Source organism: Kribbella endophytica, assembly GCF_054781295.1.
Map to the genome: position 1 here is coordinate 70,276 of NZ_BAAGUR010000004.1, position 26,813 is coordinate 97,088.

23 protein-coding genes are annotated in these 26,813 nt (G+C 68.7%); 12 read left to right on the forward strand and 11 right to left on the reverse strand.

Annotation, left to right across the window (positions count from 1 at the left end; translation table 11 throughout):
* Positions 1 to 15: 15 nt before the first annotated feature.
* Positions 16 to 2,019 carry a DUF2264 domain-containing protein gene (locus ACYVIO_RS32190; RefSeq protein WP_460654698.1) on the reverse strand — a complete coding sequence of 668 codons (2,004 nt, stop codon included), beginning with the start codon at positions 2,017 to 2,019 and terminating at the stop codon, positions 16 to 18.
* A complete protein-coding gene (locus ACYVIO_RS32195) occupies positions 2,016 to 3,101 on the reverse strand; it encodes a hydroxyacid dehydrogenase (protein WP_460654699.1) in 1,086 nt (361 codons plus the stop codon). The genes ACYVIO_RS32190 and ACYVIO_RS32195 overlap by 4 nt, the downstream gene beginning before the upstream one ends.
* Positions 3,102 to 3,273: 172 nt before the next feature.
* Between ACYVIO_RS32195 and ACYVIO_RS32200 the strand changes: the two genes are divergently transcribed.
* Positions 3,274 to 4,191 carry a proteasome assembly chaperone family protein gene (locus ACYVIO_RS32200; RefSeq protein WP_460654700.1) on the forward strand — a complete coding sequence of 306 codons (918 nt, stop codon included), beginning with the start codon at positions 3,274 to 3,276 and terminating at the stop codon, positions 4,189 to 4,191.
* A gap of 55 nt (positions 4,192 to 4,246) precedes the next feature.
* Here ACYVIO_RS32200 and ACYVIO_RS32205 read toward each other — a convergent pair whose 3' ends face one another.
* Positions 4,247 to 4,699, reverse strand: coding sequence for a DoxX family protein (locus ACYVIO_RS32205; protein WP_460654701.1), 453 nt, complete (start codon positions 4,697 to 4,699; stop codon positions 4,247 to 4,249).
* A gap of 143 nt (positions 4,700 to 4,842) precedes the next feature.
* Between ACYVIO_RS32205 and ACYVIO_RS32210 the strand changes: the two genes are divergently transcribed.
* From ACYVIO_RS32210 to ACYVIO_RS32230, 5 genes are all read left to right on the forward strand, one after another.
* Positions 4,843 to 5,685: an acyl-CoA thioesterase gene (locus tag ACYVIO_RS32210; protein ID WP_460654702.1), complete on the forward strand. Its 843-nt coding sequence runs from the start codon at positions 4,843 to 4,845 to the stop codon at positions 5,683 to 5,685.
* 176 nt (positions 5,686 to 5,861) lie between these two features.
* Positions 5,862 to 7,100, forward strand: a complete 1,239-nt coding sequence (gene thrS, locus ACYVIO_RS32215; protein WP_460654703.1) for a threonine--tRNA ligase — start codon at positions 5,862 to 5,864, stop codon at positions 7,098 to 7,100.
* 56 nt (positions 7,101 to 7,156) lie between these two features.
* A complete protein-coding gene (locus ACYVIO_RS32220) occupies positions 7,157 to 7,942 on the forward strand; it encodes an SGNH/GDSL hydrolase family protein (RefSeq protein WP_460654704.1) in 786 nt (261 codons plus the stop codon).
* A gap of 415 nt (positions 7,943 to 8,357) precedes the next feature.
* Positions 8,358 to 10,667 (forward strand): M4 family metallopeptidase, encoded by a 2,310-nt coding sequence (locus ACYVIO_RS32225; protein ID WP_460654705.1) that lies wholly within the window; start codon positions 8,358 to 8,360, stop codon positions 10,665 to 10,667.
* A gap of 84 nt (positions 10,668 to 10,751) precedes the next feature.
* Complete coding sequence (locus ACYVIO_RS32230) at positions 10,752 to 11,495, forward strand: SRPBCC family protein (protein WP_460654706.1); 744 nt, start codon at positions 10,752 to 10,754, stop codon at positions 11,493 to 11,495.
* Here the strand turns inward: ACYVIO_RS32230 and ACYVIO_RS32235 are convergent.
* Entirely contained in the window at positions 11,482 to 12,735 is a 1,254-nt protein-coding gene (locus ACYVIO_RS32235) for an MFS transporter (RefSeq protein WP_460654707.1), read from the reverse strand. The two genes, ACYVIO_RS32230 and ACYVIO_RS32235, sit on opposite strands and share 14 nt — an antisense overlap.
* On the reverse strand, positions 12,732 to 13,958 hold the full coding sequence (locus ACYVIO_RS32240) for an aminotransferase class V-fold PLP-dependent enzyme (protein WP_460654708.1): 1,227 nt from the start codon (positions 13,956 to 13,958) through the stop codon (positions 12,732 to 12,734). Before ACYVIO_RS32240 ends, ACYVIO_RS32235 begins: the two co-directional genes overlap by 4 nt.
* Here ACYVIO_RS32240 and ACYVIO_RS32245 point away from each other — a divergent pair.
* The gene (locus ACYVIO_RS32245) at positions 13,957 to 15,339 is read left to right on the forward strand and encodes an aminotransferase-like domain-containing protein (RefSeq protein ID WP_460654709.1); all 1,383 of its coding nucleotides are present in this window, start codon (positions 13,957 to 13,959) and stop codon (positions 15,337 to 15,339) included. The two genes, ACYVIO_RS32240 and ACYVIO_RS32245, sit on opposite strands and share 2 nt — an antisense overlap.
* On the opposite strand, the gene ACYVIO_RS32250 is transcribed toward ACYVIO_RS32245, so the two are convergent.
* The gene (locus tag ACYVIO_RS32250; RefSeq protein ID WP_460654710.1) at positions 15,336 to 17,594 is read right to left on the reverse strand and encodes an ATP-binding cassette domain-containing protein; all 2,259 of its coding nucleotides are present in this window, start codon (positions 17,592 to 17,594) and stop codon (positions 15,336 to 15,338) included. The genes ACYVIO_RS32245 and ACYVIO_RS32250 overlap by 4 nt on opposite strands.
* A gap of 48 nt (positions 17,595 to 17,642) precedes the next feature.
* Positions 17,643 to 18,209, reverse strand: a complete 567-nt coding sequence (locus ACYVIO_RS32255; RefSeq protein ID WP_460654711.1) for a MarR family winged helix-turn-helix transcriptional regulator — start codon at positions 18,207 to 18,209, stop codon at positions 17,643 to 17,645.
* Between the two features lie 55 nt (positions 18,210 to 18,264).
* On the opposite strand from ACYVIO_RS32255, the gene ACYVIO_RS32260 reads away from it, so the two are divergent.
* From ACYVIO_RS32260 to ACYVIO_RS32280, 5 genes are all read left to right on the forward strand, one after another.
* Positions 18,265 to 18,963, forward strand: a complete 699-nt coding sequence (locus ACYVIO_RS32260; protein WP_460654712.1) for an SDR family NAD(P)-dependent oxidoreductase — start codon at positions 18,265 to 18,267, stop codon at positions 18,961 to 18,963.
* Positions 18,964 to 18,988: 25 nt separating this feature from the next.
* Entirely contained in the window at positions 18,989 to 20,035 is a 1,047-nt protein-coding gene (locus tag ACYVIO_RS32265) for a LacI family DNA-binding transcriptional regulator (RefSeq protein WP_460654713.1), read from the forward strand.
* A gap of 94 nt (positions 20,036 to 20,129) precedes the next feature.
* Positions 20,130 to 21,431 carry an extracellular solute-binding protein gene (locus ACYVIO_RS32270; protein WP_460654714.1) on the forward strand — a complete coding sequence of 434 codons (1,302 nt, stop codon included), beginning with the start codon at positions 20,130 to 20,132 and terminating at the stop codon, positions 21,429 to 21,431.
* Between the two features lie 19 nt (positions 21,432 to 21,450).
* On the forward strand, positions 21,451 to 22,395 hold the full coding sequence (locus tag ACYVIO_RS32275) for a carbohydrate ABC transporter permease (protein WP_460654715.1): 945 nt from the start codon (positions 21,451 to 21,453) through the stop codon (positions 22,393 to 22,395).
* Entirely contained in the window at positions 22,392 to 23,294 is a 903-nt protein-coding gene (locus ACYVIO_RS32280; RefSeq protein WP_460654716.1) for a carbohydrate ABC transporter permease, read from the forward strand. The genes ACYVIO_RS32275 and ACYVIO_RS32280 overlap by 4 nt, the downstream gene beginning before the upstream one ends.
* A gap of 519 nt (positions 23,295 to 23,813) precedes the next feature.
* On the opposite strand, the gene ACYVIO_RS32285 is transcribed toward ACYVIO_RS32280, so the two are convergent.
* The 4 genes from ACYVIO_RS32285 to ACYVIO_RS32300 form a co-directional block, all read right to left on the reverse strand.
* The gene (locus ACYVIO_RS32285) at positions 23,814 to 24,155 is read right to left on the reverse strand and encodes a YciI family protein (protein WP_460655463.1); all 342 of its coding nucleotides are present in this window, start codon (positions 24,153 to 24,155) and stop codon (positions 23,814 to 23,816) included.
* A gap of 85 nt (positions 24,156 to 24,240) precedes the next feature.
* On the reverse strand, positions 24,241 to 25,023 hold the full coding sequence (locus ACYVIO_RS32290; protein ID WP_460654717.1) for a sugar phosphate isomerase/epimerase family protein: 783 nt from the start codon (positions 25,021 to 25,023) through the stop codon (positions 24,241 to 24,243).
* A 4-nt stretch (positions 25,024 to 25,027) separates the two neighbouring features.
* Positions 25,028 to 25,882: a carbohydrate ABC transporter permease gene (locus ACYVIO_RS32295; RefSeq protein ID WP_460654718.1), complete on the reverse strand. Its 855-nt coding sequence runs from the start codon at positions 25,880 to 25,882 to the stop codon at positions 25,028 to 25,030.
* A complete protein-coding gene (locus ACYVIO_RS32300) occupies positions 25,872 to 26,810 on the reverse strand; it encodes a carbohydrate ABC transporter permease (protein WP_460654719.1) in 939 nt (312 codons plus the stop codon). The genes ACYVIO_RS32295 and ACYVIO_RS32300 overlap by 11 nt, the downstream gene beginning before the upstream one ends.
* Between the last annotated feature and the right edge of the window lie 3 nt (positions 26,811 to 26,813).

Here is a 26,813-nt window from a genome sequence, read left to right on the forward strand (position 1 = left end):
CCCGACCGTACGTCGTCAGCGGTTCCCGAGCACGACGATTTCGGTGCCGCCGCCGGGGAGTGTGATGGTGATCTCGCGGTCGTCCACCTGGACGTCGATGCCCTCGGCAAGCGCTTGCGGAGCCAGCTCGTCACGGGTCAGCAACACAGCGTGAACCAGCACCGCCGGCTCGCCGGTGTGTTGTGCTGTGAGGTAGGGCGTGGCCGAGTGCGGCCCGAAGGCGTTCACTCCCAGACCTCGGTGAACGCCGGCTGAGGTGTAGCCGTGGAGACCGACGACCGATGACTGAAGGCCCTCCGCTGTCCTGGTGGAAGCCCATACGGCGGGGGCTGAGGAGGCCGACATGCCGGCGGGCACGTCGCCTGTGGCTGAGGTGGCGGCGCCGGCAGAAGTGCTGGCAGGGCCCGAGTTCTCACTCGCTGCGGCGGAGCCAGCGGTTGCTGTGGGCAACGTGTTGGCTGCCACCGCGTAGCCGCCGCTGCGGACCAGGGAATCGGCGGGGCCTTCGACCAGGGAGACTCGGATTTCGAGGCTGCCGTGGACGATGGACGTCGTTTCGATGGGCCAGGGGCCTTCGGAGCCGAGCCAGGCCTTGTGCCACGAGGACGCCGTACGGGCTCCTATGCCCAAGCGGCGGATGCGGCCTCGGGTGCTGGAGCGGCCTTCCTGGTCGACCAGGGCGGTCAGGTTGTCGATGCGCGGCGCGTTGTCGGCGAGCTCGGGGCCGGCGTGGTTGGAGTAGGCGAGGCGGTCGTAGTGCGAGTCGACCGCCGGCTCGACGCCTTCGGGCTCGGCGGGCGGCGCGTGGTCGGCGCCGTGGTTGATCAGGCGGACGAGCTGGTCGTGGCGACTGTTGTGGACGATCCAGCCGGGCGCCGGCATCGAGCGGATCTGGTCCTCGTCGTCCAGCGGGATCGACTCTTCCGGCGCAGACCACACCGGGTGCTCCGGCGGCAGCAGCAACCCGACGAAGCCCTTCGAGGCCCAGTACGGCGAACCAGGACCGGAGTACTGCTGCGTCGTCGGCAGGAACGTGTCGTACCACCCCAGCGTCAGCAGCCCGCGCTCGTCCGGCACCCCGTGCTGGACGAAGTGCCGCGCGATCCCCGAGCACAGCCGCCGCGTCTGACCGGGCGACAGCGGGGTCGAGTCCATCAACGCGCCCATCCAGTACGGCGCAGCGGCGGCCATCCGGTACGTCAGCGACCGTCCCTGGTACACCGGCGCCCCGTCGTTCCCGACGAGATGGACCGCGTCCTCGAGGAACAGCCCGAGCCGCTCGCGGTAGACCTTCAGCCGGTCGTCGTACACGGCACCCGGCGTCGCCGCGGCCATCCGCGTCCACAGCGCCGGGTACAGGTGCATCGCCCAGCCGATGTAGTTGTCGAAGTTCTGCCCGTCGCCGTCGGAGTACCAGCCGTCGCCGACGTACCAGTCCTCGATCCGGTCGAGCCCGCCGTCGATGTCGTCCTGCGAGTACGGCGCACCGACCGACGCGAGGAACTGCTCGCTGACCACCTGGAACAGCCGCCAGTTGTTGTCGTGCGTCGTCGACCCGATGAACCCGCCGAGCCACTCCGCGACGTGCTCCTGCGCCCGTGTGTCGAGCCGGTCCCAGATCCACTCGCGCGACTCGTGCAGCGCGACGGCGATCGCGGCCGCCTCGACCATCTGCTGCGAGCGCGGAGTCAGCCGCAGCCAGGACTCCGGGTGGTCCGGGTTCGCGCCGTTGGCCACACCTCGCGCGTAGCGCTCGATCAGCTGCTCACACCCCTCGCCGCGAACGCCCCCGATCCGGAACGCGGCGAGCATGAACGACCGGGCGAAACCTTCCAGCGCGTCGGACGCCGTACCGGATCTGCTCGGGCGACCCGGCAGCTCGACCAGCGCGGAGCCGGGGGAGAAGTACGGGTCGAGCGAGTCGAGCAGATGGTCGGCCAGCGCCTCCCAGTGACCGCGGACCCACCCGGTCTGACGAGACAGGACACGATCGGTGGCGGGCAATACCAGGCGGCTCATGCGATCCTTCCGAGTTCGGCGGGGCTGATGGCGTGCTGCAGCGGGAGGCCGGCGGCCAGGCGTTCGACTTCGCCGACCGCGAGCTCGCCCAGGCGGGCGACCTCGTTGCCGACGGCGCCGGCCAGGTGCGGCGTCAGGAAGACGTTGGGCAGGTCGAGGAGCCGCGAGTCCGGCAGCAGCGGCTCAGGATCGGTGACATCCAGTACGGCGTCCAGCCGGCCGGCGACGCACTCGGCTTCGAGCGCCGCGGCGTCGACGATCCTGCCGCGGGCGGTGTTGATCAGGACCGAACCGTCGCGCAGCAACCCGAGCAGCCGCGCGTCGACCAGGCCGACCGTCTCGGGCAGCAGCGGCGCGTGCACGCTCAGGACGTCGCTGCGCCGGAACAGGTCGTCGAGCTCGACCAGTTCGGCACCAAGCTCAGCAGCCTCAGCCGCCGACAAGTAGGGGTCGCTGATCAGCACCTCCAGGTCGAAAGCTCGAAGGCGTTCCGCGACCATCCGACCGATCCGCGAGGCGCCGAGCAGGCCGACGGTCGTCCCGTAGTTGCCCGGGATGTTGCTCGGGTCGGGCCGGTGCTTGCTCCGCTTGTACTCCTCGCCGAGCCGGAACGCCCGCTTGCCGCTGAGCACGATCGTCGCGACGGTGAACTCCGCGACCGGCAGCGCGTTGGCGACCACGGCGGAGGTGACCTGGATCCCGCGGTCGAAGGCGACCGGCGTGACGAAGTGCTTCACCGAACCGGCCGCGTGCACGATCGCGCGCAGCCGGGGCGCGGCGTCGAGCACCTCCGGGGTGATCTGCGGGCAGCCCCAGCCGGTCAGCAGGATGTCGACGTCGGCCAGCGCGGCGCGGATCGACGGCTCGTCCAGGAAGGTCCCGTCGGCGCGGATCCGCAGCACGTCGGCGACCTGATCGAGCCGCTCCCGCACGGCAGGGATCAGCACTCGGTCCCGGCTGGACTCGTTCATCGCCAGCAGGACGGTCGGCCGGGTCCGCGGTGAAGCGGCGGACGACGGTTCGGTCGGCGGCTGGACGGCAGCGGACACGGCGGGCGGGGACGGCTCGGATTCGGTGCGCACAGGAGCACGCTAGCAAGCGCTTTCCAAATCCGCAGGTCCGATCCGCGCCGTCCGCGGTGAAAAACTTCTCAACTGCTGGAATTCCTGCCCGGTGAGCGGGCGTTGTGACCAGAGAAGGCAGGATAGAGGGGCCTACCCGCCCTGTTGGCCCGCGATGAAGGAGACGAGTTACATGCTGCGACCGGACGACCTCTACGAGATCGTCGACGAGTCGGTGGCGACCGGCCCGGCGGCGACGCCCAAGGTGCTGGTGCATTCGCTCGACGGATTCATGGACGCGGGCCAGGCCGGCCGGGTGACCGCCGACCACCTCCTCGACGTACTGGACAGCCGCCTGCTGGCGCGCTTCGACGTCGACCTGCTGCACGACTACCGGGCGCGTCGCCCTGAGGTGACGTTCGCGGAGGACCGCTTCATCGACTACACGCCCCCGCAGCTGAACCTGCACCTGCTGACCGACGACGCGGGTGTCGAGTTCCTGCTGCTCGAGGGTGTCGAGCCGGACAACCACTGGAACCGGTTCGCCGGTGCGGTCCGTCAGCTGATCGAGAAGTACAACGTGACGCTCACGGTCGGCGTGCACGGCATCCCGATGGGCGTGCCGCACACCCGCCCGCTCGGCCTGACCGCTCACGCGACGCGGCCCGAGCTGGTCACCCGGTCGAACATCTGGGACGGCGAGATGCGGCTGCCCGCGAGCGCCGGCACGATGCTCCAGGTCCGCCTCGGTGAGGCCGGCAAGGACGCGATGGGCTTCGCGGTCCACGTCCCGCACTACCTGGCCGAGAACCGTTTCCCGGGTGCCGCCCTGGCCCTGGTCCACGCGATCTCCGCCGCGACCGGTCTGCTGCTGCCGAGCAAGGCGCTGCTGGACGAGGCCGCGATCACCGGCCGGATGGTCGACGAGCAGGTCGAGCAGTCCGACGACGCGTCGGCCGTGGTCAACGCGCTGGAGACCCAGTACGACGCGGCCGCCGGCTCGATCAGCCGCGGCAGCCTGCTGGCCGGTTCGACACCGTCGGCCGACGAGCTGGGCGCCGAGGTCGAGCAGTTCCTCGCCGAGCTGAACCGCGACGACGACACCAACTGATCCACCGACGAAAGGGCCCCGGGGAGTTCCCCGGGGCCCTTTCGTTTGCCGTGGTTCAGACCGACAGCGTCGCCCGGTCCGCGGTCGAGCGGGTCAGGATCCGGTCCACGCTGTAGCGACCGGGCCCGACCGCCGCGAGCGTCAGCGCGGCCAGTCCCAGGACGACGACCAGCTCCCAGCCGCCCTCGGCGACGAACACGCCGTTCGACAGGTGCACGAACAGGAACGCGCCGGCCATGTCGAGCGCGAGCAGCACCCCGGCGACCGAGGTCAGCAGTCCGAGGATCAATGCGGCGCCCGCGATCAGTTCGGCACCGGCGGCGTAGTACGCCGAGAGCGTCGGCGCCGGGACGCCCATCTGCTCGAAGCCGTTCGCGGTCGCGGTCAGGCCGTTGGTGCGGAACTTCTGCCAGCCGTGGGCGACGAACACGACGCCGACGCCGACGCGGGCGATCAGCAGGACGAGGTCACGGGCGTGGGTGGTGGCGCCGGAGGGGAGGCGGCTCACGAGGATCTCCTTCGGTCGAAACGAGTGTTTGGTTGCGCGTTCAACATCAGCCTACGGAAGGCGACCGAAAGCTCACCGAAAACGACCGCGTGAGGGCAACCACAGATCCCCGGTCCGGGCCCGCGAACCTGTCAGGATGGGGCATGCCCGAGTCCCTGGAGGATCTGGTCGACCTGCTCGACCTGGAGAAGATCGACGACGACCTGTTCCGCGGCCGCCAGCCGCAGACCGCCGCGCAGCGGGTGTTCGGCGGGCAGGTGCTCGGCCAGGCGCTGGGTGCGGCGACCCGCACGGTCGAGCCGGAACGGATCGTGCACTCGCTGCACGGCTACTTCCTGCGTCCGGGCGACACCGCCGTACCGATCGTGTACCGGGCCGAGACGACTCGCGACGGCAAGACCTTCAGCAGCCGCCGGGTGGTCGCGTCGCAGAACGGCAAGCCGATCTTCTACATGTCGGCGTCGTTCCAGCGCCCCGAGCCCGGGCTCGACCACGGCGACCCGATGCCGGACGACGTCGTACCGCCGGAGGAGGCGCCGACCCTCGCGTCGGTGCTGGAGGCGGCGACCGGTCGCAAGGCCGAGGACTGGAACAAGGAGTGGGCCGCGCTCGACATGCGGCTGGCCGGCGTGAGTGGCCGCCAGTTCTGGATCCGGGCCGCGGGCAAGCTGCCCGACGATCCCGCACTGCACGCGGGCGTCCTCGCGTATGCCAGCGACCTGACGTTGCTCGGGGCAAGCTTGTTGCCGCACGGCCTGGTGATCGGCGACCGCCGGATCCAGCCGGCCTCGATCGACCACGCGTTGTGGTTCCACCGGCCGTTCCGCGCCGACGAGTGGCTGCTCTACGACCAGTCCTCGCCGTCCGCCTCCGGCGCGCGCGGGTTCGCGACCGGTCGGCTCTTCACCCAGGACGGCCGGCTGGCCGCGTCGGTCGCGCAGGAAGGCCTGATCCGCCCGGTCGGTCTGGACCTCGACGAGCAATAACGGTTGACCAACCTGCTACTTTGAAGACGTGAACCAGTACGCCGTACAGACGACGACGCCGGACCCTGTCCCGGCGCGCTGACTCACGCAGTCTTCGAAAGCCCCGGGGCGAGTGCCCCGGGGCTTTCGCATGTCACGGGACACCCGCTCCGCCACCAAGAGCGAAGGAAACCGTCATGTTCGACCACCGCAAGCTCGGCCGCGAACTCGGCCTGTTCGACTCCGACCCGCTGATCGGCGCGGGTCTGCCCTACCTGCTCCCGGCCGGTGCCGCGATCCGGCACGCGCTGGAGAGCTACGTCGCCGAGCTGGAACGCCGCGCCGGCTACCAGCAGGTGTACTCACCCGTGCTCGGCAAGCGCGAGCTCTACGAGATCTCCGGGCACTGGTCGCACTACAGCGACGACATGTACCCACCGATGAAGGTGGGGGAGGAGGAGGTGGTGCTGCGCCCGAGCCTGTGCCCGCACCACGCGCTGATCTACCGATCGCGTTCCCACAGCTATCGCGAGCTCCCGCTGCGGTACGCCGAGCTCGGCGGCATGTACCGCTCCGAGCTGTCCGGCGTACTGGGTGGGCTGACCAGGGTCCGCGCGATCCAGCTGAACGACGGGCACATCTTCTGCACCCTCGACCAGGTCGCCGACGAGGCCCGTGCCTCGCTCGACCTGATCCTGCGCGCGTACGACGACCTCGGGCTGCACCCGTCGCGCTTCCTGCTGTCGCTGCCTGCGAAGGACGCACGGATCGGCGAGGCCGGGAGCAAGTACGTCGGCGAGCAGGAGAGCTGGGACCGGTCGGCCGCGCTGCTCAAGGCCGTGCTGGACGACGCCGGGGTGGCCTACGAGGAGGCGCCGGGGGAGGCCGCGTTCTACGGACCGAAGATCGACATCCAGCTCGAGGACGCCGCGGGGCGCGAGTACACCCTGTCCACCATCCAGGTCGACTTCCACCAGCCGGCCCGGTTCGAGCTCGAGTACATCGGTGCCGATGGCAACAAACATCGGCCGGTGATGGTGCACCGGGCGATCATCGGCAGCCTGGAACGGGTGATCGCGCAACTGATCGAGCAGCACGGTGGCGCGTTCCCGGCCTGGCTCGCGCCGGTGCAGGTCGTCGTCCTGCCGTTGTCGGACTCGGAGGAGAAGTACGCCGCCGAGATCGCCCGCCGGGCGATGGATCGCGGGCTGCGGGCCGAGGTCGCGCACGCCGACGAGGGCACCCTCGGTGCACGGATCCGGGAGAACCGGCACGCGCCGTACCAGCTGGTGATCGGCAAGCGGGAGGTTGCCTCCGGCCACCTGGCGGTCCGTCATCGCGACGGGCACCAGGACGACCCGGCCGGGGCCGCCGATGTTCTCGAGTATTTATCTTTCCATTGCCGTGCAAAGTCTTGCCAGTCACTGCCGGATTGAGAGATGGTGACGGTCAGTCATGCACTCCCTACCCAGTGCAAAGGCGGTCCGCCCCCATGAAACGCCTCACCGGAATCCTCGGCAGCGCGGTGCTCGGTACCGCGCTGCTGGTCAGTCCCACCATCGCGCACGCGGCTCCCTCATACGTCGCACTCGGCGACTCCTACGCCTCGGGCGTCGGCACGCGCTCCTACATCCCTGACAGTGGCGCGTGCCAGCGCTCCACGAAGTCCTACCCGTACGTCGACGCGGCCCGGATCGGCGCGACCCTGACCTCGGTCGCCTGCTCCGGCGCCCGCGTCGCCGACGTCACCGCCAACCAGCTCGGCCCGCTCAACGCGGCCGTCAACTTCGTCACCCTCCAGGTCGGCGGCAACGACGCGGGCTTCTCCTCGGTGATCACCGAGTGCGCGAAGCCGGCCTGGCTGGGCAACTGCGACGGCGCGATCAACACCGCCCAGGCGACGATCAACAACACGATCCCGGGCCGCCTGACCACCTTGTACGCGACGGTGCGCAGCCGCGCGACGACCGCGAAGGTGATCATCGTCGGCTACCCGCGCCTGTTCAACGGTACCGACTGCAATGCCGGGACGTTCTTCAGCGCCGCCGAGATGACCCGGCTGAACCAGACCGCCGATCTGCTGAACAGCAAGATCTCCGCGGCCGCCGGTGCGGCCGGCTACACGTTCGTGAACCCGACGAGCGCGTTCGTCGGGCACTCGGTCTGCGGCAGCCCGGAGTGGATCAACGGGCTGTCCAACCCGATCAGCGAGTCGTACCACCCGAACGTCACCGGGCAGGCGAGTTTCGCGAATCTGGTCCAACCACACCTCAGCTGACACTCACAGGGCTGCGCGGCGCCTCTGATCGTGGTGTGATGAGGGGTGCCGCACCGGTGTGCGAGGCCGGCCCCGGAGGGGTGGCCGGTGTCGTCGCCGGGCCGGTAAGGCGCCGAGCTTCCGAAGTCGCGAATCCCCTTCTGTTGTTGGCCTTCTGGTGCCGCAGACGCAACCGTGCCAGCACTCTCGGTAGTGCCCCCTGAGCGTGAGTCCAGCCGCTCGGAATCACGATGCGTGAGGTCGCCTTTCCGTTGGTGTGAGATGGGTCACGTGCGGTCGCGTTCCGGATTCACCGGATGACAAGGTGCAGCCGTCACCCGCTGACGGCGAAGAAATACGCGCCGTAGCGGCGATTACCGGCCGAGAGCGAGCTTGGGGGCTTCGGGTTCTCGGCAACACGCATTACTGGGAGGAAATGCCTGTGAAAGCTCGCACCTGGCTGGCCGGCCTCGCCGCCGGCGCAGTATCACTCACCCTCGTGGCACCGGGAATCGCCAGCAGCGCCCCGGTCCAGGAGCAGGCGACCGCCAAGAGTCCCGAGGTCCGCACGATCGAGACCCCGAAGGCCGGCGGCGCCGGCCTGGTGACCAAGCGCGACGCGACCGGTCGCGCCCACTCGGTCCGTCCGGCCACCCCGCTGAAGGCCCCGGCCTCGGTCAGCGCGAAGGCCGGCAAGTCCGCGACCAGCAAGCCCGACGCCGCCGCGGTGGCCAAGGCCCAGGTGGCCGCGGTCGCGCCGTACTTCGGAGCGCGCCCGTCCGACCTGGTGGCGCAGACGAGCACCCTGTCCGAGTACGGCTCGCAGACCCGCTTCCAGCAGGTCATCGACGGTGTCCAGGTGTACGGCGGCGAGATCGTCACCAGCCTCGACAAGTCCGGTGCGCTGGAGGCCGCCAACGGCGAGGTCGCGCTGGCGACGTACGGGACTTTCCCGGCTGCCGACAAGGCCGACGCCGCGAAGACGACCGCGCAGAACGCCGCCGTCCAGGCTGTCGCCACCCGCGGCAAGCTCGATGCCGGCAAGCTGACCGCCAAGCTGCAGGGACCCCGCTGGTTCGACCTCGGCCTGGTCACCCGCCAGCCGGGTTCGGTCGCGATCCCGGTCTACCTGTACGACGTGACCGGCGCCGGCGACGTCCGCTGGCAGGCCATCGTGCATGCCTCCGGCCAGACCCTGCTCGCGTGGGACATGTCCGAGCACCTGAACCGCGTGATCTGCGACGCCGACCACGCGATCATCCAGACCGGTAACGAGGACGTCCGCTGCGGCACGGTCTTCCCGTCGACCCGCGCCGAGGGCGAGGCCCCTTCCGCGGTGCAGGACGTCAACCAGGTCTACGAGTACTTCGGTGACACCTCCGACACCTACGCCTCGCTGGGCACCGACCTGACCGAGCTGATCGGCGTCGACTACGGCGACGGCAAGGGCAAGGCGCTGCGCGGCACGGTCCGGATCTGCGTCGACGGCGGCTGCCCGTTCGCCAACGCGTTCTGGAACGGCGAGCAGATGGCCTTCGGTGAAGGCGTCAGCACCGACGACGTGACCGGCCACGAGCTGACCCACGGCGTCACCCAGCACACCTCCGGCCTGGCCTACCTGTGGGAGGCCGGCGCGATCAACGAGTCGTTCTCCGACATCCTCGGCGAGTTCGTCGACCTGACCAACGGCTCCGCGGACGACACCGCGGCCAACCGCTGGCAGATCGGTGAGGGCTCCAGCCTCGGCGTGATCCGCAGCATGTCCGACCCGACCCAGTTCGGCGACCCGGACCGGATGCGCAGCGCGAACTGGTTCGACGACGAGTTCTTCCAGGACAACGGCGGCGTGCACCTCAACTCCGGCGTCGGCAACAAGACGGCGTACCTGATCGCCGACGGCGGTGCCTTCAACGGCCAGAAGATGCTCGGCATCGGTCTGGCCCGCTCCGAGGTGCTGTGGCACGAGACCCAGAAGGTGCTCACCTCGGGTGCCGGCTACGGCGACCTGGCCGAGGGTCTGCGCTCGACCTGCGCCAAGCTGGCCAAGAAGAAGAAGTCGGGGATGACCAAGGCCGACTGCGCCCAGGTCGAGCTGGCGATCAAGGCCACCGAGCTGGACTTCGAGCCGGCTCTCGGCAAGCCGGCGCAGGCGCCGGTCTGTGACACCACCGGCGCGAAGGCCAAGAACCTGTTCAAGACCAGCTTCGCGGAGTACCCGGACGGCAAGGTCGTCCGCGGTGAGGGCTGGGTGCTCGGCAAGGGCGAGGGCCTCGAGGGCTCGCTCGTCGACACGTCGTACTCGCAGGACGGTGACGACTCGATGCTCGGCGTCGTGACGGACCCGGAGGGTTCGATCAGCCTGCAGACCGCGAACGGCACGAAGATCAAGAACGCCAAGACGTACCTGCGCTTCACGCACGCGTACAACTTCTACAACGTGTTCATCATCTTCGGCGTCCGGACCGGTGCGGCCACGATGGAGTACTCCGACAACGGTGGCGCGACCTGGAAGGACACCGCCGGCCTGACCTGGAAGAACGGCCCGACGGTGGACCCGAACTTCGACGACGAGCCGGCCGCCTGGCACGGCAACTCCGGTGGCTGGGAGACCAGCCGGCTGGACCTGTCGGAGTTCACCGGCAAGCAGCTGAAGTTCCGCTGGACCGGGCACGGCAAGGACTTCGCCGACCTGATCCCGGGCAACTGGTGGCTCGACAACGCCACCATCTACAACTGCTCGAAGTAGTGGACTGAGGCGAGGCCCGGCGGACAGCACGTCGCCGGGCCTCGTTCTTGCCCTTTATATGCCTGGAAAGGTATATATGGAGTCATGAGCGAATCACTGACCAGTGTCGACGGCCGGACCGTGCTGCGGATGGAGCGCGAGCTCACCCACCCGCCGGAGAAGGTCTGGCGGGCGCTGACCGACCCGGCCGAGCTCGCGCACTGGTACCCGGCGCTGGTCGAGGCCGACCTGCGCCTCGACGGCACGATCAGCTTCCGCTTCGAGGACGCGGACAGCATCGGGCAGGACCTCGACAACACCGGCGTGATCCGCGCGTACGAGCCGCCGCGGCTGCTGGAGTTCACGTGGGGGAGCGAGGTGCAGCGCTGGGAGGTCGAGCCGACCGCGACCGGGTGCGTGCTCAGGCTGACGTCGACGTACGACGACCGCCCGGGCTCGGCGAGCTACACCAGCGGCTGGATCCTCTGCCTGGACGCCCTCGACCAGTCCCTCGGCGGCAACAGCATCCCGCGCGAGAGCTACCAGGTCCTGCACGAACACTTCGTGAAGGTCTACGGACTCGACACCGGCGAGAAGCAGGCCGACGGATCGATCCGCTTCGAGCGGCAACTGACCGCACCGAAGGAGAAGGTCTGGCCCCGGCTCGCCGAGAAGCTGCAGGTCGCCCCGCCCGACGGCAACGAACTGCGGGTGAACGGCGCGACGCTGACCCTGCGCGACGGCAACGGCGGAGCCCGCCTGGTCCTCACCCAGACGAACCCCGCCGACGCCGAGACCTGGCAGGACCTGATCGAGTCGGTCGCAGCCGAGGCCGTCACCGCCGACTGACAATCTCCACCGGCTCCGGAAACGTCCGGAGCCGGACGACCGGCGACAGCGCAAGAGCCGGTACGACGAGCGCCGACCCGATCGCGGCGACGGTCAGCGCACCGCGCGCACCCAGCGCCGCCGACAACAATCCGGCGCTCAGCCCACCGAGCGCACCGCCGCCGAACAGCAGCGTCCGGAACACCGCCGTCATCCGGCCCATCAACTCCCGCGGGGTCATCGTCTGGCGCAGGCTCACGATGATCACTCCGGCGACGCCGAGGCCCAGGTAGGTCAGGAAGAACGACGCGACCACCGTCGCGAGCAGCACGGTCGGCGGCCCTGCAGCGAGCGGGATCAGAATCGGTCCCAGGAGCAGCACCGACTGCGCGATCAGGTAGACGCGACCGACCGGGAACCGCGCGATGACGCGCCGCGCGACACCCGCGCCGAGCAGCCCGCCGACCGACGCCGCGGCGAACACGAACCCGAGGGTCCGCGCCCCCAGTCCGAGGTCCTGGCTGCCGTAGAGCAGGAACATCGTCCACACGGTCACCATGGAGAAGTTGCAGCAGAACCCGATCAGTGCGAGCGCCCGCAGTACCGGCCGGCCGAACACCCACCGCAGACCGTCGCGCAGTTCGCGTCCCGCGTGCCGTTCGCTCTTGGGTGGGACCGGCTCGGGTGTCCGGATCAGCAGCAGCGTGACCACCGACACGGCGTACGAGCAGGCGTCCACGATCAGCGCCACGGGCGCCGTCAGCCAGCCGACCAGCAGCCCGGCCAGTCCCGGGCCGGCGACGTCGGTCGCCGACGAGGTCATGCTCAGTTTCGCGCCGGCCTCGACGTACTGCTTCGGGTCCTGGACCAGAGCCGGGACGTAGGCCATCCAGCTCACGTCGAACAGCACCGACGCGACGCCGATTGCGGTTGCCATCAGCAACAATCCGGGCAGCGTCAGCAGGTCCAGCCAGTGCAGGACCGGGATCGCCCCGATCAGTACCAGCCGGGCGGCGTTCGCGCCGAGCATCACGTGGCGGCGCCGGGCGCGGTCGACCAGGACGCCGAACACGAGCGCGAGTCCGACGTACGGGAGGAGTTGCAGGAAGCGCAGCAGGCCGACCTCCTGGTCCGAGGCGCCGAAGACCTGTAGTGCCGCCAACGGCAGCGCGAGCGTCGTCACCTGGTTGCCCAGCAGCGACAAGGTCTCGCCGAACCAGAACCTGTTGAAGTCCCGGTTCGCGCGCAGGGTCGTGCTCACCGGGCGGTCAGTTCTTCGACGGCTGCGACCACCTGCTCGACCTCGGCGTCGGTGTTGTAGTAGTGCGGGGACAGGCGCAGGCACCAGTCGACGTTCTTGTCGGTGAAGTCGTACTGGGCGAACTCCAGGAAGCTGAGCGCCGAGTTGATCCGGCGCTCGTCCAGCGCGGCCTTGAACGGCGCCGCTTCCCAGCCGTCGACAGCGATCGTGACGAGCGCGCCGAGGGTCTCACCGCGATCAAGAGCCCGTACGCCGGGCAGCGCGTCCAGCTGATCACGCAGTCGACCAGCCAGAGCGGGGGTGCGGGACCCGATCACGTCCAGCCCGATCCGCTGCGCGTAGCGGATCGCCTCCGCGCTGCCGATCACCGCGGCGTACGGGAACTCCCACTCCTCGAACCGCTGGGCCGTCCTGCTCGGGGCGTACTGCTCCGGCCCGGTCCAGCTCGCGCCGCGCATGTCGATGAACAACGGCTCGAGACCCGCCGCGAGCACGCGGTCGGAGACGAACAGGAACCCGGTCGCGCGCGGGCCACGGAGGAACTTGCGGCAGGTCCCGGTGAGGAAGTCGCAACCGATCCGCTCGACGTCGACCGGCCGCTGGCCGACCGACTGGCACGCGTCGACCAGGTACAGCAGGTCGAGCTCACGGCAGTACCGGCCGATCTCCTCGACCGGCTGCACCAGTCCGGAGTTGGTCGGAATGTGAGTCGCCGCCACCAGTCGGGGCCGGTGGGTCCGCATCAGTGCGGCCATCGCCTCGACGTCGACGCCGCCGGTGGGCAGGTCGGGCGCGTGGACGATCTCGACGCCGAGCCGGCGACGCAGCGAGAGGAACGCGAGCTGGTTGGAGATGAAGTCGTTGCGGGTGGTCAGGATGACGTCGCCGCGCTCGAAAGGAATCGACGACAACGCGGTCGCGTAGGCGTGGGTCGCGCTGCCGGCGAAGGCGAGGTTGCCCGGTCCGCAGTTCAGCAGGCCGCCCAGTTCGGTGTAGAACGCCTGTACCTGCTCAGCTTTCAGTGCGGCCGCCTCGTAACCACCGATCTGCGCCTCCAGCTCGAGGTACTCCAGTACGGCGGTCAGCACCGGAGTCGCGAGCAGACCGCAGCCGGCGTTGTTGAAGTGGACGACGTTCGCGGTCCCCGGGGTCTCGGCCCGCAGGGCCGTCAGGTCCAGTAGTGATTCCGGCGCCGACGCAGTAGCGCTACCATGTGCTTTCATGAACGAGCGTAGCACTACCGACAGCCTCGGAACCGCGCTGCGGGCGCTCGTCACGGACTCGGCGCCGGGGGACAAGCTGCCGAGCAGCCGGGAGTTGGTCGACCGGTACCGGGTAGGTCCTGGCACGGTCGCGAAGGTCATCGCTCAGCTCGCCGCCGAGGGAGTCGTCGAGACCCGGCCGGGCAGTGGGACCTTCGTCGCGTCACCCGGCCGGATCGACACGGTGCGACCGGACTACGGCTGGCAGACCGTCGCGCTGGCCGACCGTTCCGTGGATCCCGGTCGTCCAGTCGACGCGGTTTGGCCGCCGGGAACCATCCGGCTGGACGGCGGCTACCTGCACACCTCGTTGCAGCCGGTCAGCGCACTGAGCGGCGCACTCGCCCGAGCAGCGCGCCGCCCGGGTGCCTGGGACCGCGCACCGGCGAACGGTTTGCAGTCCCTTCGCGCCGTCGTCGCCGCGTGGTGCGGACCGACGGTCGCCGCTGACGACGTACTGATCACCGGTGGCGGCCAGAGTGCGCTGTCGGTTGCGTTCCGCGCGATCGCAGCGCCTGGGAGCCCGGTCCTGGTGGAGTCTCCGACGTACCCGGGTGCGCTGGCCGCCGCCAGGGCCGCGTGTCTCAGCCCGGTGCCGGTCCCGATCGACGCCGACGGGCTGCGGCCTGAGCTCCTGGCCGAAGCGTTCGCGCGCTCCGGAGCCCGGCTGCTCTACTGCCAACCGACGTACCAGAACCCGACCGGGGCAGTGCTGACCGCCGAACGCCGGCAGCAGGTGATCGAGGTCGCGCGAGCTGCCGGCGCGTTCGTGATCGAGGACGACTTCGCCCGGTTCCTCGGCCACGGCGGGCCTACCGGCCGGCACCGACCGCTGATCGCCGACGACCGCGACGGGACTGTCGTGTTCGTGACCTCGCTGACCAAGCCGGCGGCGCCCAGCCTGCGGATCGGCGCGCTGATCGCGCGCGGACCCGTGCTCGAACGGTTGCGCGCGGTCCGCCAGGTCGATGACTTCTTCGTACCGCGGCCGCTGCAGGAAGCGGCCGTCGAACTGATCACCTCGCCGGCCTGGGACCGGCACCTCAACTCGCTCGCCACCGCGCTCCGGCGGCGATGCCACACCCTGGCCACCGCTCTAACAGCAGAGCGACCGGACTGGAGCATCGACCACGTCCCCGCCGGCGGCCTGCACCTGTGGGTGCGGACCGACGGCGACGACCTGGCCGCAGCCGCGGCCGCGCGCGACCTGGGCGTCGCCGTCAGTGCCGGGACCCGCTACTTCGCCACCGAGCGTCCCGGTTCCTGGCTCCGGTTCAACTTCGCCGCCACGGCCACCGAGGACGACCTCACCGACGCGGCCCGCCGGCTCGCGACGCTCTAGAGCCCCGCGGGAGCGGTCGCGCCGACGTACTGACGCAGATGCTCGGCGGTGAGCGAAGCACTCGACTCGACGAGATCTGCGGGCGTGCCTTCGAACACGATCTGGCCGCCGTCGTGACCGGCGCCGGGGCCGAGGTCGATCAGCCAGTCGGCGTGGGCCATCACCGCCTGGTGGTGCTCGATGACGATCACCGTGTTGCCGTCGTCAACGAGCTCGTCGAGCATCTTCAGCAGTTGGTCGACGTCGGCCAGGTGCAGCCCGGTGGTCGGTTCGTCGAGGATGTAGATCGAGCCGCGCTTGCTCATGTTGATCGCCAGCTTCATCCGCTGCCGCTCACCACCGGACAGCGTGGTCAGTGGTTGCCCGAGGCTCAGATACCCGAGGCCGACCGAGCTCAGTCGGTCCAGGATCGTCCGCGACGGTCCCTTGCCGAAGAAGTCCCGCGCCTCGGTCATGGTCATCCGCAGGACCTCGCTGATGTTCTTCCCGCGCAGCTGCAGCGCCAGCACCTCGGGCGTGAAGCGCGCGCCGTTGCACTGCTCGCACACCGACGACACCTCGGCCATCATCCCCAGGTCGGTGTAGACCAGCCCGATGCCCTTGCAGGTCTGGCAGGCGCCGACCGAGTTCGCGCTGAACAGCCCCGGCTTCACCTTGTTCGCCTTCGCGAACTCGGCCCGGATCGGATCCAGCAGACCCGTGTACGTCGCTGGGTTGCTGCGCCGCGACCCGCGGATCGGGTCCTGTCCGGCGACGATCACACCCTCGCGATTCGCCAACGATCCGTGGATCAGCGAACTCTTGCCCGACCCCGCGACGCCGGTCACCACGGTCAGTACGCCGAGCGGAACGTCGACGCTCACGTCCTGCAGGTTGTGCAGGCTCGCACCCTCGATCCGCAGACTGCCGGTCGGCGTACGGACGTCGTCACGCAGACCGACCTTGTGGTCCAGGTACCGCCCGGTCAGCGTGCCGGACTTCAGCAGACCCTTCACATCGCCCGCGTAGCAGAGCTGGCCGCCGGACAGACCCGCGCCGGGGCCGAGGTCGACGACGTGGTCGGCGATCCGGATCGTCTCCGGCTTGTGCTCGACGACGAGCACGGTGTTGCCCTTCGCCTTCAGCTGCAGCAGCAGCTCGTTCATGCGCTGGATGTCGTGCGGGTGCAGGCCGACGGTCGGTTCGTCGAAGACATAGGTGACGTCGGTCAGCGCGGATCCGAGGTGCCGGACCAGCTTCACCCGCTGGGCCTCACCGCCGGACAGCGTCCCGGACTCGCGGTTCAGGCTGAGGTAGCCCAGCCCGATGTCGACCATCGAGTCCAGCGTGTCGCGCAGCCCTTCGAGCATCGGCCCGACCGACGGATCGGCGATTCCGCGGACGAACTGGGCCAGGTCGCTGATCTGCATGGCCGAACACTCGGTGATCCCGACACCATCGATCCGTACGGCGCGAGCAGCCTCGTTCAGCCGCGCGCCGCCGCACTCCTGGCACGGCCCGAGCTTCAGCGCGCGATCGGCGAAGGTCCGCGCCGCGTTCTGCATCGTGTCGCGGTCCTTGCCGAGGTACTGCTTCTTCACCTTCGACACCAGGCCCTCGAACGTCAGGTTGCTCTTGCCCACCTTCACCTTGGTGGCGGGGGAGTAGAGGAACCTCTCCCAGTCCTCAGCTGAGTAGTCGCGCAGCGGCAGGTCCGCGTCGAAGACCTGCGCGAACAGCTGCCAGTACCAGGTGTCGACGCCGTACCCGGGCGCCTTGATCGGGTCCTGGTTCAGCGACCGGTCGCGGTCGACCAGCTCGTCGAGGTCGATCTCGGTGGACTTGCCGAGCCCCTCGCAGACCAGGCACATGCCCTCGGCCCGGTTGAAGCTGAACGCCGACGGCGGTCCGGCGTACGGCGAACCGATCCGGCTGAACAGGATCCGCAGCATGGTGTGGGCGTCGGTCGCGGTGCCGACCGTCGAGCGGGCGTTGGAGCCGATCCGTTCCTGGTCGACGACGATCGCGGCGCTCAGGTTGCGCAGCGAGTCGACGTCGGGGCGGGACAAGCTGGGCATGAAGTTCTGCACGAAAGCGGTGTAGGTCTCGTTGATCAGCCGCTGCGACTCCGCGGCGATCGTCCCGAACACCAGGGAGGACTTCCCGGACCCGGAGACTCCGGTGAAGACGGTCAGGCAGCGTTTGGGGACGTCCAGCGAGACGCCTTTCAGGTTGTTCTCGCGAGCTCCACGAACCTCGATCAGGTCAAAAGACATACATTCAATTCTTACATTGAAGCGCTCGTAAAGACTTTCGCGCTCAGCTCAGGCCGTGGTCTCCGCAGAACCTTCAACTGGGGAGTGAAGCTTGAGGTTCACCGCGTCCAGCAGGTGCTGCAGCTGCCCACCGAGCTGCGCGCGCTCCTCGGTTCCGAGCGACGACACCAGCTCCGCCTCCCGCGTCAGCACCCGGTCCACCGTCGCCTCGATCAGCTCGTGCCCACCAGGGGTCAGCGACACGACCACCCGCCGAGCATCCTCCGTACGACGAGTGACCAGCCCTGACTCCTCGGCCCGCCGAACCCGCTGCGAGATCGCGCCGGCCGTCACCAGCGTCCGAGCGGTCAGCTCCCGAGTACTCAACTCGTACGGCGGCCCGCTGCGCCGCAGCACACTCAGCAGATCGAGCGTCGCGGGATCGACGCCGAGTTCGGCGAGCAACCGCCGACGGTCGTCGGCGAACAACTTCGCCAGCCGCCACAGGGGAGTGACGATCCCGATCGACTCGGTCGGCACTCCGGGCCGCTCCCGCTGCCAGGCGCGCGCGATCTCAGCGGCTGGGTAGGGGCTGGGGGCGTCCAGCGGGTAGGAGTCAGCGAAGTCGTCAGGCACGAGAGCCATGCTACGTTTAGGTCTAAACGTTTAGACCTAAACGAGAGGGGACGGCGTGTCCAGAACGATCGTGGTGACCGGGGGAGCGACCGGGATCGGCCGAGCAGCGGCCGAACTGTTCCGCGCCGACGGCGACCGGGTGGTGATCACCGGCCGTCGGGCCGACCTACTGAAGCAGACTGCCGACGAGTTGGGTGCCGAGGCGGTGGTGTGTGATGCGACCGACCCTGCGCAGGTGGCCGAGTTGGCCTCGGCACTGCCGGAGCGGGTCGACGTACTGGTCAACAACGCCGGCGGCAACACGGAGCTGAACGATGACGGTGACCTTGCCGCGCGGTGGATCGCCAACTACACGACGAACGTGGTGTCGGCAGTCCTCACCACCACGGCGCTGGCACCGAAGCTCACGACGGCCGTGATCAGTCTCGGCTCGATCGCCGGCACCCGCGGAGGCGGCTCGTACGGCGCAGCGAAGGCAGCACTCGCGACCTGGAGCCTGGACCTGGCAGCTGAGCTCGGGCCGCGCGGGATCACCTCCAACGTGGTGGCCCCGGGCTACACCGCGGAGACCGAGTTCTTCCAGGACCGGATGACCGACGAGCGGCGCGAGCGCCTGGTGGGGTCCACGATGACCGGCCGCGCAGGTACGCCGTACGACGTCGCCGCGCTGATCCACTTCCTCGCCTCGCCCGGCGCGCGGCACCTGACCGGGCAGGTCCTGCACGTGAACGGCGGCGCGCTCACCACCAGGTGACGCGGGCGTCGGTGACAATGGCCGCATGCGTGCCACCGTCAAGGACGTCGCCAAGCTGGCCGGGGTGTCGCCGAAGACGGTGTCGAACGTGATCAACGGCGTCGTCTTCGTGCGGCCCGAGACGCGAGCGAAGGTCGAGCAGGCGCTCAGCGAGCTCGACTACGTGCCCAACCTGAGCGCGCGGGGACTGCGCAACGGCCGGTCCGGGATGATCGGCCTCGCGCTGCCCGACCTGCTGCGGCCGTACTCGGCCGAGATCACCCACCTGGTCGTCGAGCTCGCGCACGAGCGCGGCTGGGGAGTGCAGATCGAGCAGACCGCCGCCGAGCCCGACCGCGAGTACGACCTGCTCTCCAAGGCCCGCTCGCACCAGATCGACGGCCTGATCCTGAACCCGGTCAACCTCGACGACAGCGCGGTCATGTCGGCCGGCCCGCTGCCACCCGTCGTACTGATCGGTGACGTCGACCAGGACGTCGTCAGCCAGGTCTGCATCGACAACGTCGGTGCCGCCCGCGACATGACGCAGCACCTGGTCGACCAGGGCTACCGCCGGATCGCCGCGGTCGGCACTCCGGAGATCCCCGGCGGCACGAGCGGTACCGGCCGAATCGGCGGCCGCACGGACTCGGCCGGTACGGCGGCCGCCCGCCTCCGCCTGACCGGCTACCGCGAGGTGCTGACCGCGGCCGGCCTGCACGACCCGAAACTCGAGATCGCCCTCGACCGCTGGAGCCCCGAAGGCGCCGCGACCGTCGTCGGCCGCTACCTCGAGGACCACGAGCCGCCGGACGCGATCTTCTGCTTCACCGACACGATCGCGAGCGGCACCCTGTCGGCGCTCTGGTCGGCCGGCATCTCGGTGCCGGGGGACTGCGCGGTCGCGGGCTTCGACAACATCCTCGAGAGCCGCTACACCGTCCCGCCGCTGAGCACCGTCGACTTCGACCGCCGCAGCTTCGTCCAGGCGGCCCTGGACCTGCTCGGGGAGCGGATGGCCGACCGGGCCGCGACACCGCGCCGGATCGTCGTACCGCACCGCGTGATAGCACGCGCCAGCACCGAACGCTAGTCAACACGTTCCGACAAAAACCATGACGGCTAGGGCTTGTCAGCGCATTGCAACGATGTAATGATCGGTGCCGCCTGCGAAGGAGACAGCCCCCATGACTTCGTTCGATCGTCAGTTCTCGCGGCGCCGCCTGCTCTCCGGAGCGGCCGCGCTGGCCGGTGGAAGCCTGCTGCTCGGCTGTGCGCCGGGCAGCAGCAACGCCGGCACCGAGCTCAACTACTGGCACCTGATGACCGGTGGTGACGGCATCGTGATGGCCGGCTTGGTCGATGCCGTGAACGGCCTGAACGCCGGGTTCCACGCCAAGCAGACCGTGCTCGCGTGGGGTCCGCCGTACTACACGAAGCTGGCGATGGCCTCGGCCGGCGGCCGCGCGCCCGATCTCGCGATCATGCACGCGTCCCGGATCGCGGGCTACGCGCCCGGCGATCTGCTGGAGCCGTGGGACCTCGACCTGCTCGCCGAGTTCGGCGTCAAGGAGAGCGACTTCCCGCCGCTGGTCTGGCAGAAGGGCCTGTACGACGGGAAGCTCTACTCGATCGCGCTCGACACCCACCCGTTCGTGCTCTACTACAACACCGAGCACGCCCAGAAGGCCGGCGTCACCGACGCGATCGCCTCGATGGACAGCCCCGAGGCGTTCACCGAGGTCGCGACCAAGCTGCAGAAGGTCACCGGCAAGCACGGCCTGTCGTACGGGTACCTCGGCGATCCCTCGCAGATGTGGCGGCTGTTCTACACCTTCTACCGCCAGACCGGCGCGGAGATGAAGCTCGTCCCCGGTACCAAGGCCGAGGTCGACGAGGCCGCCGCGGTGAAGTCGCTGGAGTTCGTCCAGTCGCTGCTGAACGACACGATCGCCACCCGCAGCGGTGACGGCGGGACGGCGGTCAGCGAGTTCCTGCACGGTGAGAGCGGCCTGCTCTTCGGCGGCGTCTGGGAGCTGCCGGTGCTGAAGGACTCCAAGATGGCGTTCGACGCGACGCCGATCCCGACCCTGTTCGGGCAGCAGGCGGCGTACGCCGACTCACACACGTTCGTGCTGCCGCGGCAGTCCAAGACCGACCCCGACCGGCGCCGGTACACGTACCAGCTGGTCGCGGAGATCCTGAAGCGCTCGGTGAAGTGGGCCGGGGCCGGCCACATCCCGGCGTACCAGCCGGTGGTGAAGAGCCCGGAGTACCTGGAGCTGAAGCCGCAGTCGAACTACGTCGGCATCCCGGAGTACGTGAACTACGACCCGGACGTCTGGTTCAGCGGCGCCGGCAGCGACTTCACCAGCTACTTCGCGGAGAACGTGCAGAACGTCTACCTCGGCAGCGGGGACCCGGCGGCCGGCTTCGACGGTTTCGTGCAGCGGCTGAACAAGCTGCTCGACCGCCCGCAACCGGTCTGATCGACGAAGGGAGACCGAAATGCCGACAGCAGTCGACAGCCCCGCCGCCGACGTGGTGGTTGCGCAGGGCAACAACAGTACGGGCCTCGCGCGCGCCAAGCGTGGCGAGTCGCTGACCGGGTGGGCCTTCGCGGCGCCGTTCGCGGTGCTCTTCGGGCTGTTCCTGGTGGTCCCGGCCGTCTACGGCCTGTACCTGAGCTTCACCGGTGAGACGCTGACCGGCGCGAACAGCGACCTGATCGGCTTCGCCAACTTCGGCGAGGCGCTCAGCGACCCGGACATGTGGAAGTCGTTCGGCAACACGTTGTGGTTCACGCTGCTCAGCACGATCCCGCTGGTGGTGCTGTCGCTGGCGTTCGCGCTGCTGGTGAACCTCGGGCTGCCCGGCCGCTGGCTGTGGCGGTTGTCGTTCTTCCTGCCGTACCTGCTCGCCTCGACCGTGGTCGTGCTGTTCTGGACCTGGATGTACAACCCGAAGCTCGGGCTGATCAACGGCGTGCTGGCCGAGTTCGGGATCGCGCCGGTGGCCTGGCTGCAGGACCCGAACGTGGCGATGATCTCGGTGGTGATCACCACGCTGTGGTGGACGATCGGGTTCAACTTCCTGCTCTACCTGGCCGCGCTGCAGAACATCCCCGAGCAGCAGTTCGAGGCCGCGGCGATCGACGGCGCCGGCAAGTGGCGGCAGCTGTTCTCGATCGTCATCCCGCAGCTCGCGCCGACCACCGCGCTGATCCTGACGCTGCAGGTGCTGGCCTCGCTGAAGGTGTTCGACCAGATCTACATGCTCACCAACGGCGGCCCGGCCGGCTCCACCCGCTCGATCGTGCAGTACATCTACGAGGCCGGCTTCACCGGCTACCGGTTCGGCTATTCGTCCGCGATCTCGTACCTCTTCTTCGCGATCATCGTGCTGATCTCGATCGCGCAGTACAAGCTGATCAACCGCAGGAGCGCCTCATGAGCAGCTACACGTTGTCCCGGGGCATCCAGCGCAACAAGTCGGCGTACAAGCAAGGGCACAAGCCGGGGGAGAACCCCTGGAGCGTCTCGCGGATGGTCGCGCTGCTGATCCTGGCGTTCCTGGCCGCGACCTGGCTGGTCCCGTTCGCGTGGGCGATCCTGACGTCACTGAAGAGCGAGGCCGACGCGGCCGCGTCGACGGTGAGCCTCTCGCCGGCCGACGGGTTCAGCTTCGACGCCTACCGCAAGGTGCTGTCGGCCGGAGACATCCCGCTGTGGGCCTGGAACAGTCTGTTCACCTCGGTGCTGATCACGTTCGTGACGGTGGCCACCTCGGCACTGGCCGGTTATGCGTTCTCCCGGATCAGTTTCCGCGGCCGACGCGGTCTGTACGCCGCGATCATCGCGGCCATCATCATTCCGCCGCAGTTGCTGATCGTTCCGCTGTTTCGCCAGATGCTGGCCTTCGACCTGGTCGACACCTATTGGGGAATCATTCTCCCGCAAGCGTTTGCGCCCGCGATGGTGCTGATCCTGAAGCGATTCTTCGACCAGATTCCGGTCGAGCTGGAGGACGCCGCCCGGGTCGACGGCGCGAACCGGCTGCGGGTGTTCTGGTCGATCGTGCTGCCGTTGTCGCGGCCAATTCTCGCCGCGGTCGCGATCTTCGTGTTCATCGGTGCGTGGAACAACTTCCTGTGGCCGTTCATCGTCACCACCGACGCCGACCTGATGACACTGCCGGTCGGCCTGCAGACGGTGAAGAGCGCGTACGGCCTGCAGTACGCGCAGAACATGGCCTCGGCGATCCTGGCCGCATTGCCACTGGTGCTGGTGTTCCTTTTCTTCCAGCGCCAGATCATCAAGGGAATCGCGACCACCGGCTTCGGCGGCCAGTAATCCTCACATCCCCTTGAAAACCTCCTCACAGTCAGCAAGGCTGCTGCGATGGCTCTGTCACTGTGAGGAGTGACGGGAGCTGTTGTACAACCCAACTAGTCCCTCGGGGGACCTAATGAGGAGGGGGATCTGTGTCAGCCATGAGGCGGCTCGCCGAGCAGCGCCGTGATGTGAGGAGTCACGGCACGACAACGCTCGGCAGGGCTTCGATCCAACCAGCGGTTTGCACCGGCATCCACGAGGTGAGCTCGTCGATCCACACCGGGCGGCCGCGACGTGTGGCGGTACTGACCTTGAGCAACGGTCTGACCACCACACTGCGTCTCGACGACGGTGCGCACGCACCGGAACCGGGCGCGACGGTGTTCGTCCGGGGTGGCCGCGGGATGGGTGATCAACCCGCCACAGGTGGGGTCACTCTCGCACCGGCGTATCCCAGCTAGAACACCCGGCTGCATCAGTGACTCGCCGGTCTCAGGTCAACGCCGAGCTGAGCCCGGCAAGTCGCTGGAACAGACTTCACTCCTCGAACGGCTGGGTGAGTGCTCGCACCTCAATTGGCGAGTACTTCGCCTCGACCAGCCGTCCGGCCAGCTCTGTCGCCCGTTCGAGATCACACTCGAACAGGTAGTACCCGGCCAGGACTTCCTTGGCCTCGGTGAACGGCCCGTCGGTCACCGCCGGGGCGTTGTCACGGATCTGTACGACGCGCGCCTGCGCGGTCGCGAGTCCGTCGCACGCGAGCAGCTCGCCGCTGGCGCGGGTCTCGGCCATCACGGCCCGGTGGACGTCGAAGACCGACTCCATCCCCTCGGCCTCCAGGGCCTTCCAGGTCTCGTCGTTGCCGTAGATCAGCAGCATGTACTTCACGTGGCCTCCTCGATGGGGTTTCGAGGGTACGTCGGAGCCGGTGCCGACAGCTCGACACCGGCTCCTCGAGACGTAGCTACCGCGCGGCGGTCTGAGCTGCCTTCAAGTCGATCTGCAGGCGGTCGCCGACCGGGACCGACGGGTCGGAGTACTGACCGGTCAGGCAGATCGGGCCGTTCCAGCCCAGGGCCTCCAGCGTCGCGAACGCGCTCGACCAGTTCGCCAGGCCGTCGGCGCCCTGGACGAACCACGGCTTCCACGCGCCGCCGACGTCGGCGGTCGCTTCCGTGGTGATGTAGGTGACGTTCTTCAGGTTCACGATCCCGAGCCGATCCTTGGCCAGCTCGAGCGTGATCTTCGGATCGTCACCGGCCAGTACGTCGTGCGCCGCGTCCCACACGACCTTGAACTGCTCCGGCAGGCCGTCCAGCAGCTGCACGACCCCCAGCGTGGAGGCGACGAACTTGCCGTGATGCGGCTGCACCCCGACCTGTACGCCGTACTGCGCCGCAAAGCCGGCCGCCGCTTCGAGCTGCTCGCGGTTGCGCCGTACAGAAGCCGCGTAGCCGTCCGGACCGAGTTCGGCCATGATCCGGATCATCGGTACGCCGGCCGCGGCCGCCGCCGCGAAGGTGGACTCGTCGAGCCCGCTCGCGATGCTGATCGGCTCGACGCCCGCGTCCCGCAGCTGCTCGGTGAACGCGGGGAGTGCCTTCCCGGCGTTCGCCGGCGTCACGTACGCCGTGTCCCGGACGGGGATCTCCGCGCCGGTGAACCCGAGCCCCGCGACGAGCTTGCCCAGCTCGTCGCCGGGCAGCTCGGCCCACGGTTTGGTGAAGACGGACCAGATGTAGTTCATGAGTTCAGCGGCCTCCGAGTCCACTCATGGTGATGCCCTTGACGAACCAGCGTTGGGTGAGGAAGAACAGCACGATCAGCGGCACGGTCGTGATGGTCGCTGCCATCAGCAACAGGTTCCACTGGGTGCCGTTGGTGTCCTGGAACACCTGCAGACCGACGGCCGCCGTACGGGTCGCGTCGCTGTTGGAGATGACGAGCGGCCAGAGCAGGTTGTTCCACTGGCCGATGAACTTGAACACCGCCAGCGTCGCGATCGCCGGCACCGCCAGCGGCACGATCACCCGGATGAACGCCTGCCACCGGTTGGCGCCGTCCAGCCGCGCGGCCTCCTCGTAGTCGCGCGGGATACCGAGGAAGAACTGCCGCAGCAGGAACACGCCGAGCGCGGTGAACGCGTGCGGCAGGATCATCCCCGGCCAGGTGTCGATGCCGTGCAGCTTCGCGACCAGCACGAACTGCGGGATCAGCGTCACCTGCGACGGGATCATCAGCGTCGCCAGGTAGATGCCGAACAGCCAGGTCCGGCCGGGGAACTGCAACCGGGCGAACGCGTACGCCGCGAGTGCCGCGGTGACGGTCTCCAGCAACGTCGTACCGGCGGCGAAGATGACCGTGTTGACCAGGTACCGACCCAACGGGACGAGGTCGAAGGCACGGGTGAGGTTCTCCGGGTGCCAGCTGCTCGGCCAGAACGACGGCCGTGCGGCCATCGACTCGGCGTCGGACTGGAACGCCACCAGCACCATCATCACGACCGGGACCAGCGTCACGGCGGTGACGACGAAGCAGGCGAAGACAACGAGCTTGCGGGTGGCAACGGGGTTCTTCTGCAGGGGTGCGAGCACGTTAGTTGTCATAGTGGACGAGCCTCCGCTGGAGCAGGAACTGGGCCGCGGTGATCACCACGATGAAGCCGAACAGGACCAGCGACTGCGCCGCGGCGTACCCCTGGTCGTAGTTCTCGAAGCCGGTCCGGTAGATGTACATGACCAGCGTGGTCGTTCTCGATCCCGGACCGCCGTTCGTCATGATCAGCGCCTGGTCGAAGACCTGGAACGACCCGATGATCGACGTCACCACGACGAAGAACAGCGCCGGCGACAGCATCGGCAGCGTCACACTGCGGAACGTCTGCCACGCGTTGCTGCCGTCCACCTTCGCGGCCTCGTACAGCTGCTGCGGGATCGCCTGCAGACCGGCCAGGAAGACGACCATGCCGAACCCGAAGCTCTTCCACACGCTCATCGCGATCAGCGCCGGCATCGCCCAGTTGTCCGAGATCAGCCACTTCGGCCCGTCGATCCCGACCAGTCCGAGCACGGCGTTCACCAGGCCGTCGTGCGGGATGTAGAGCCAGATCCAGACGAACGCGACCGCCACCGTGATCGTTGCGTACGGCAAGAGCAGCAGCGAGCGGAAGACCGCGATCCGGCGGACGCCCTCGTTCAGCAGCAGCGCCAGCGCCAGGCTGACCAGGATCGTGACCGGAACGCTGACGAAGGTGAAGTACGCCGTGTTGCCGAGCGCGGACCAGAACGTCGGGTCCGGGCCGAGCCTGGCGAAGTTCTTCAGGCCTGCCCAGGTCGGCGAGCTGAACAGGTTCCAGTTCAGCAGGCTGATTACCCCAGCCGCGACGACCGGTCCGGCGGTGAAGATCAGGAACCCGATCAGGCTGGGCAGGATGAACAGCCAGGCGGTCAAGGCCTCTTTGTTGCGCGGCTTCTTGGCGGCCCGTTGGTGTTGCCGGGGCGTTGTTGCTGTGGCGGGGAGTGTGTCGACGGCCATGCC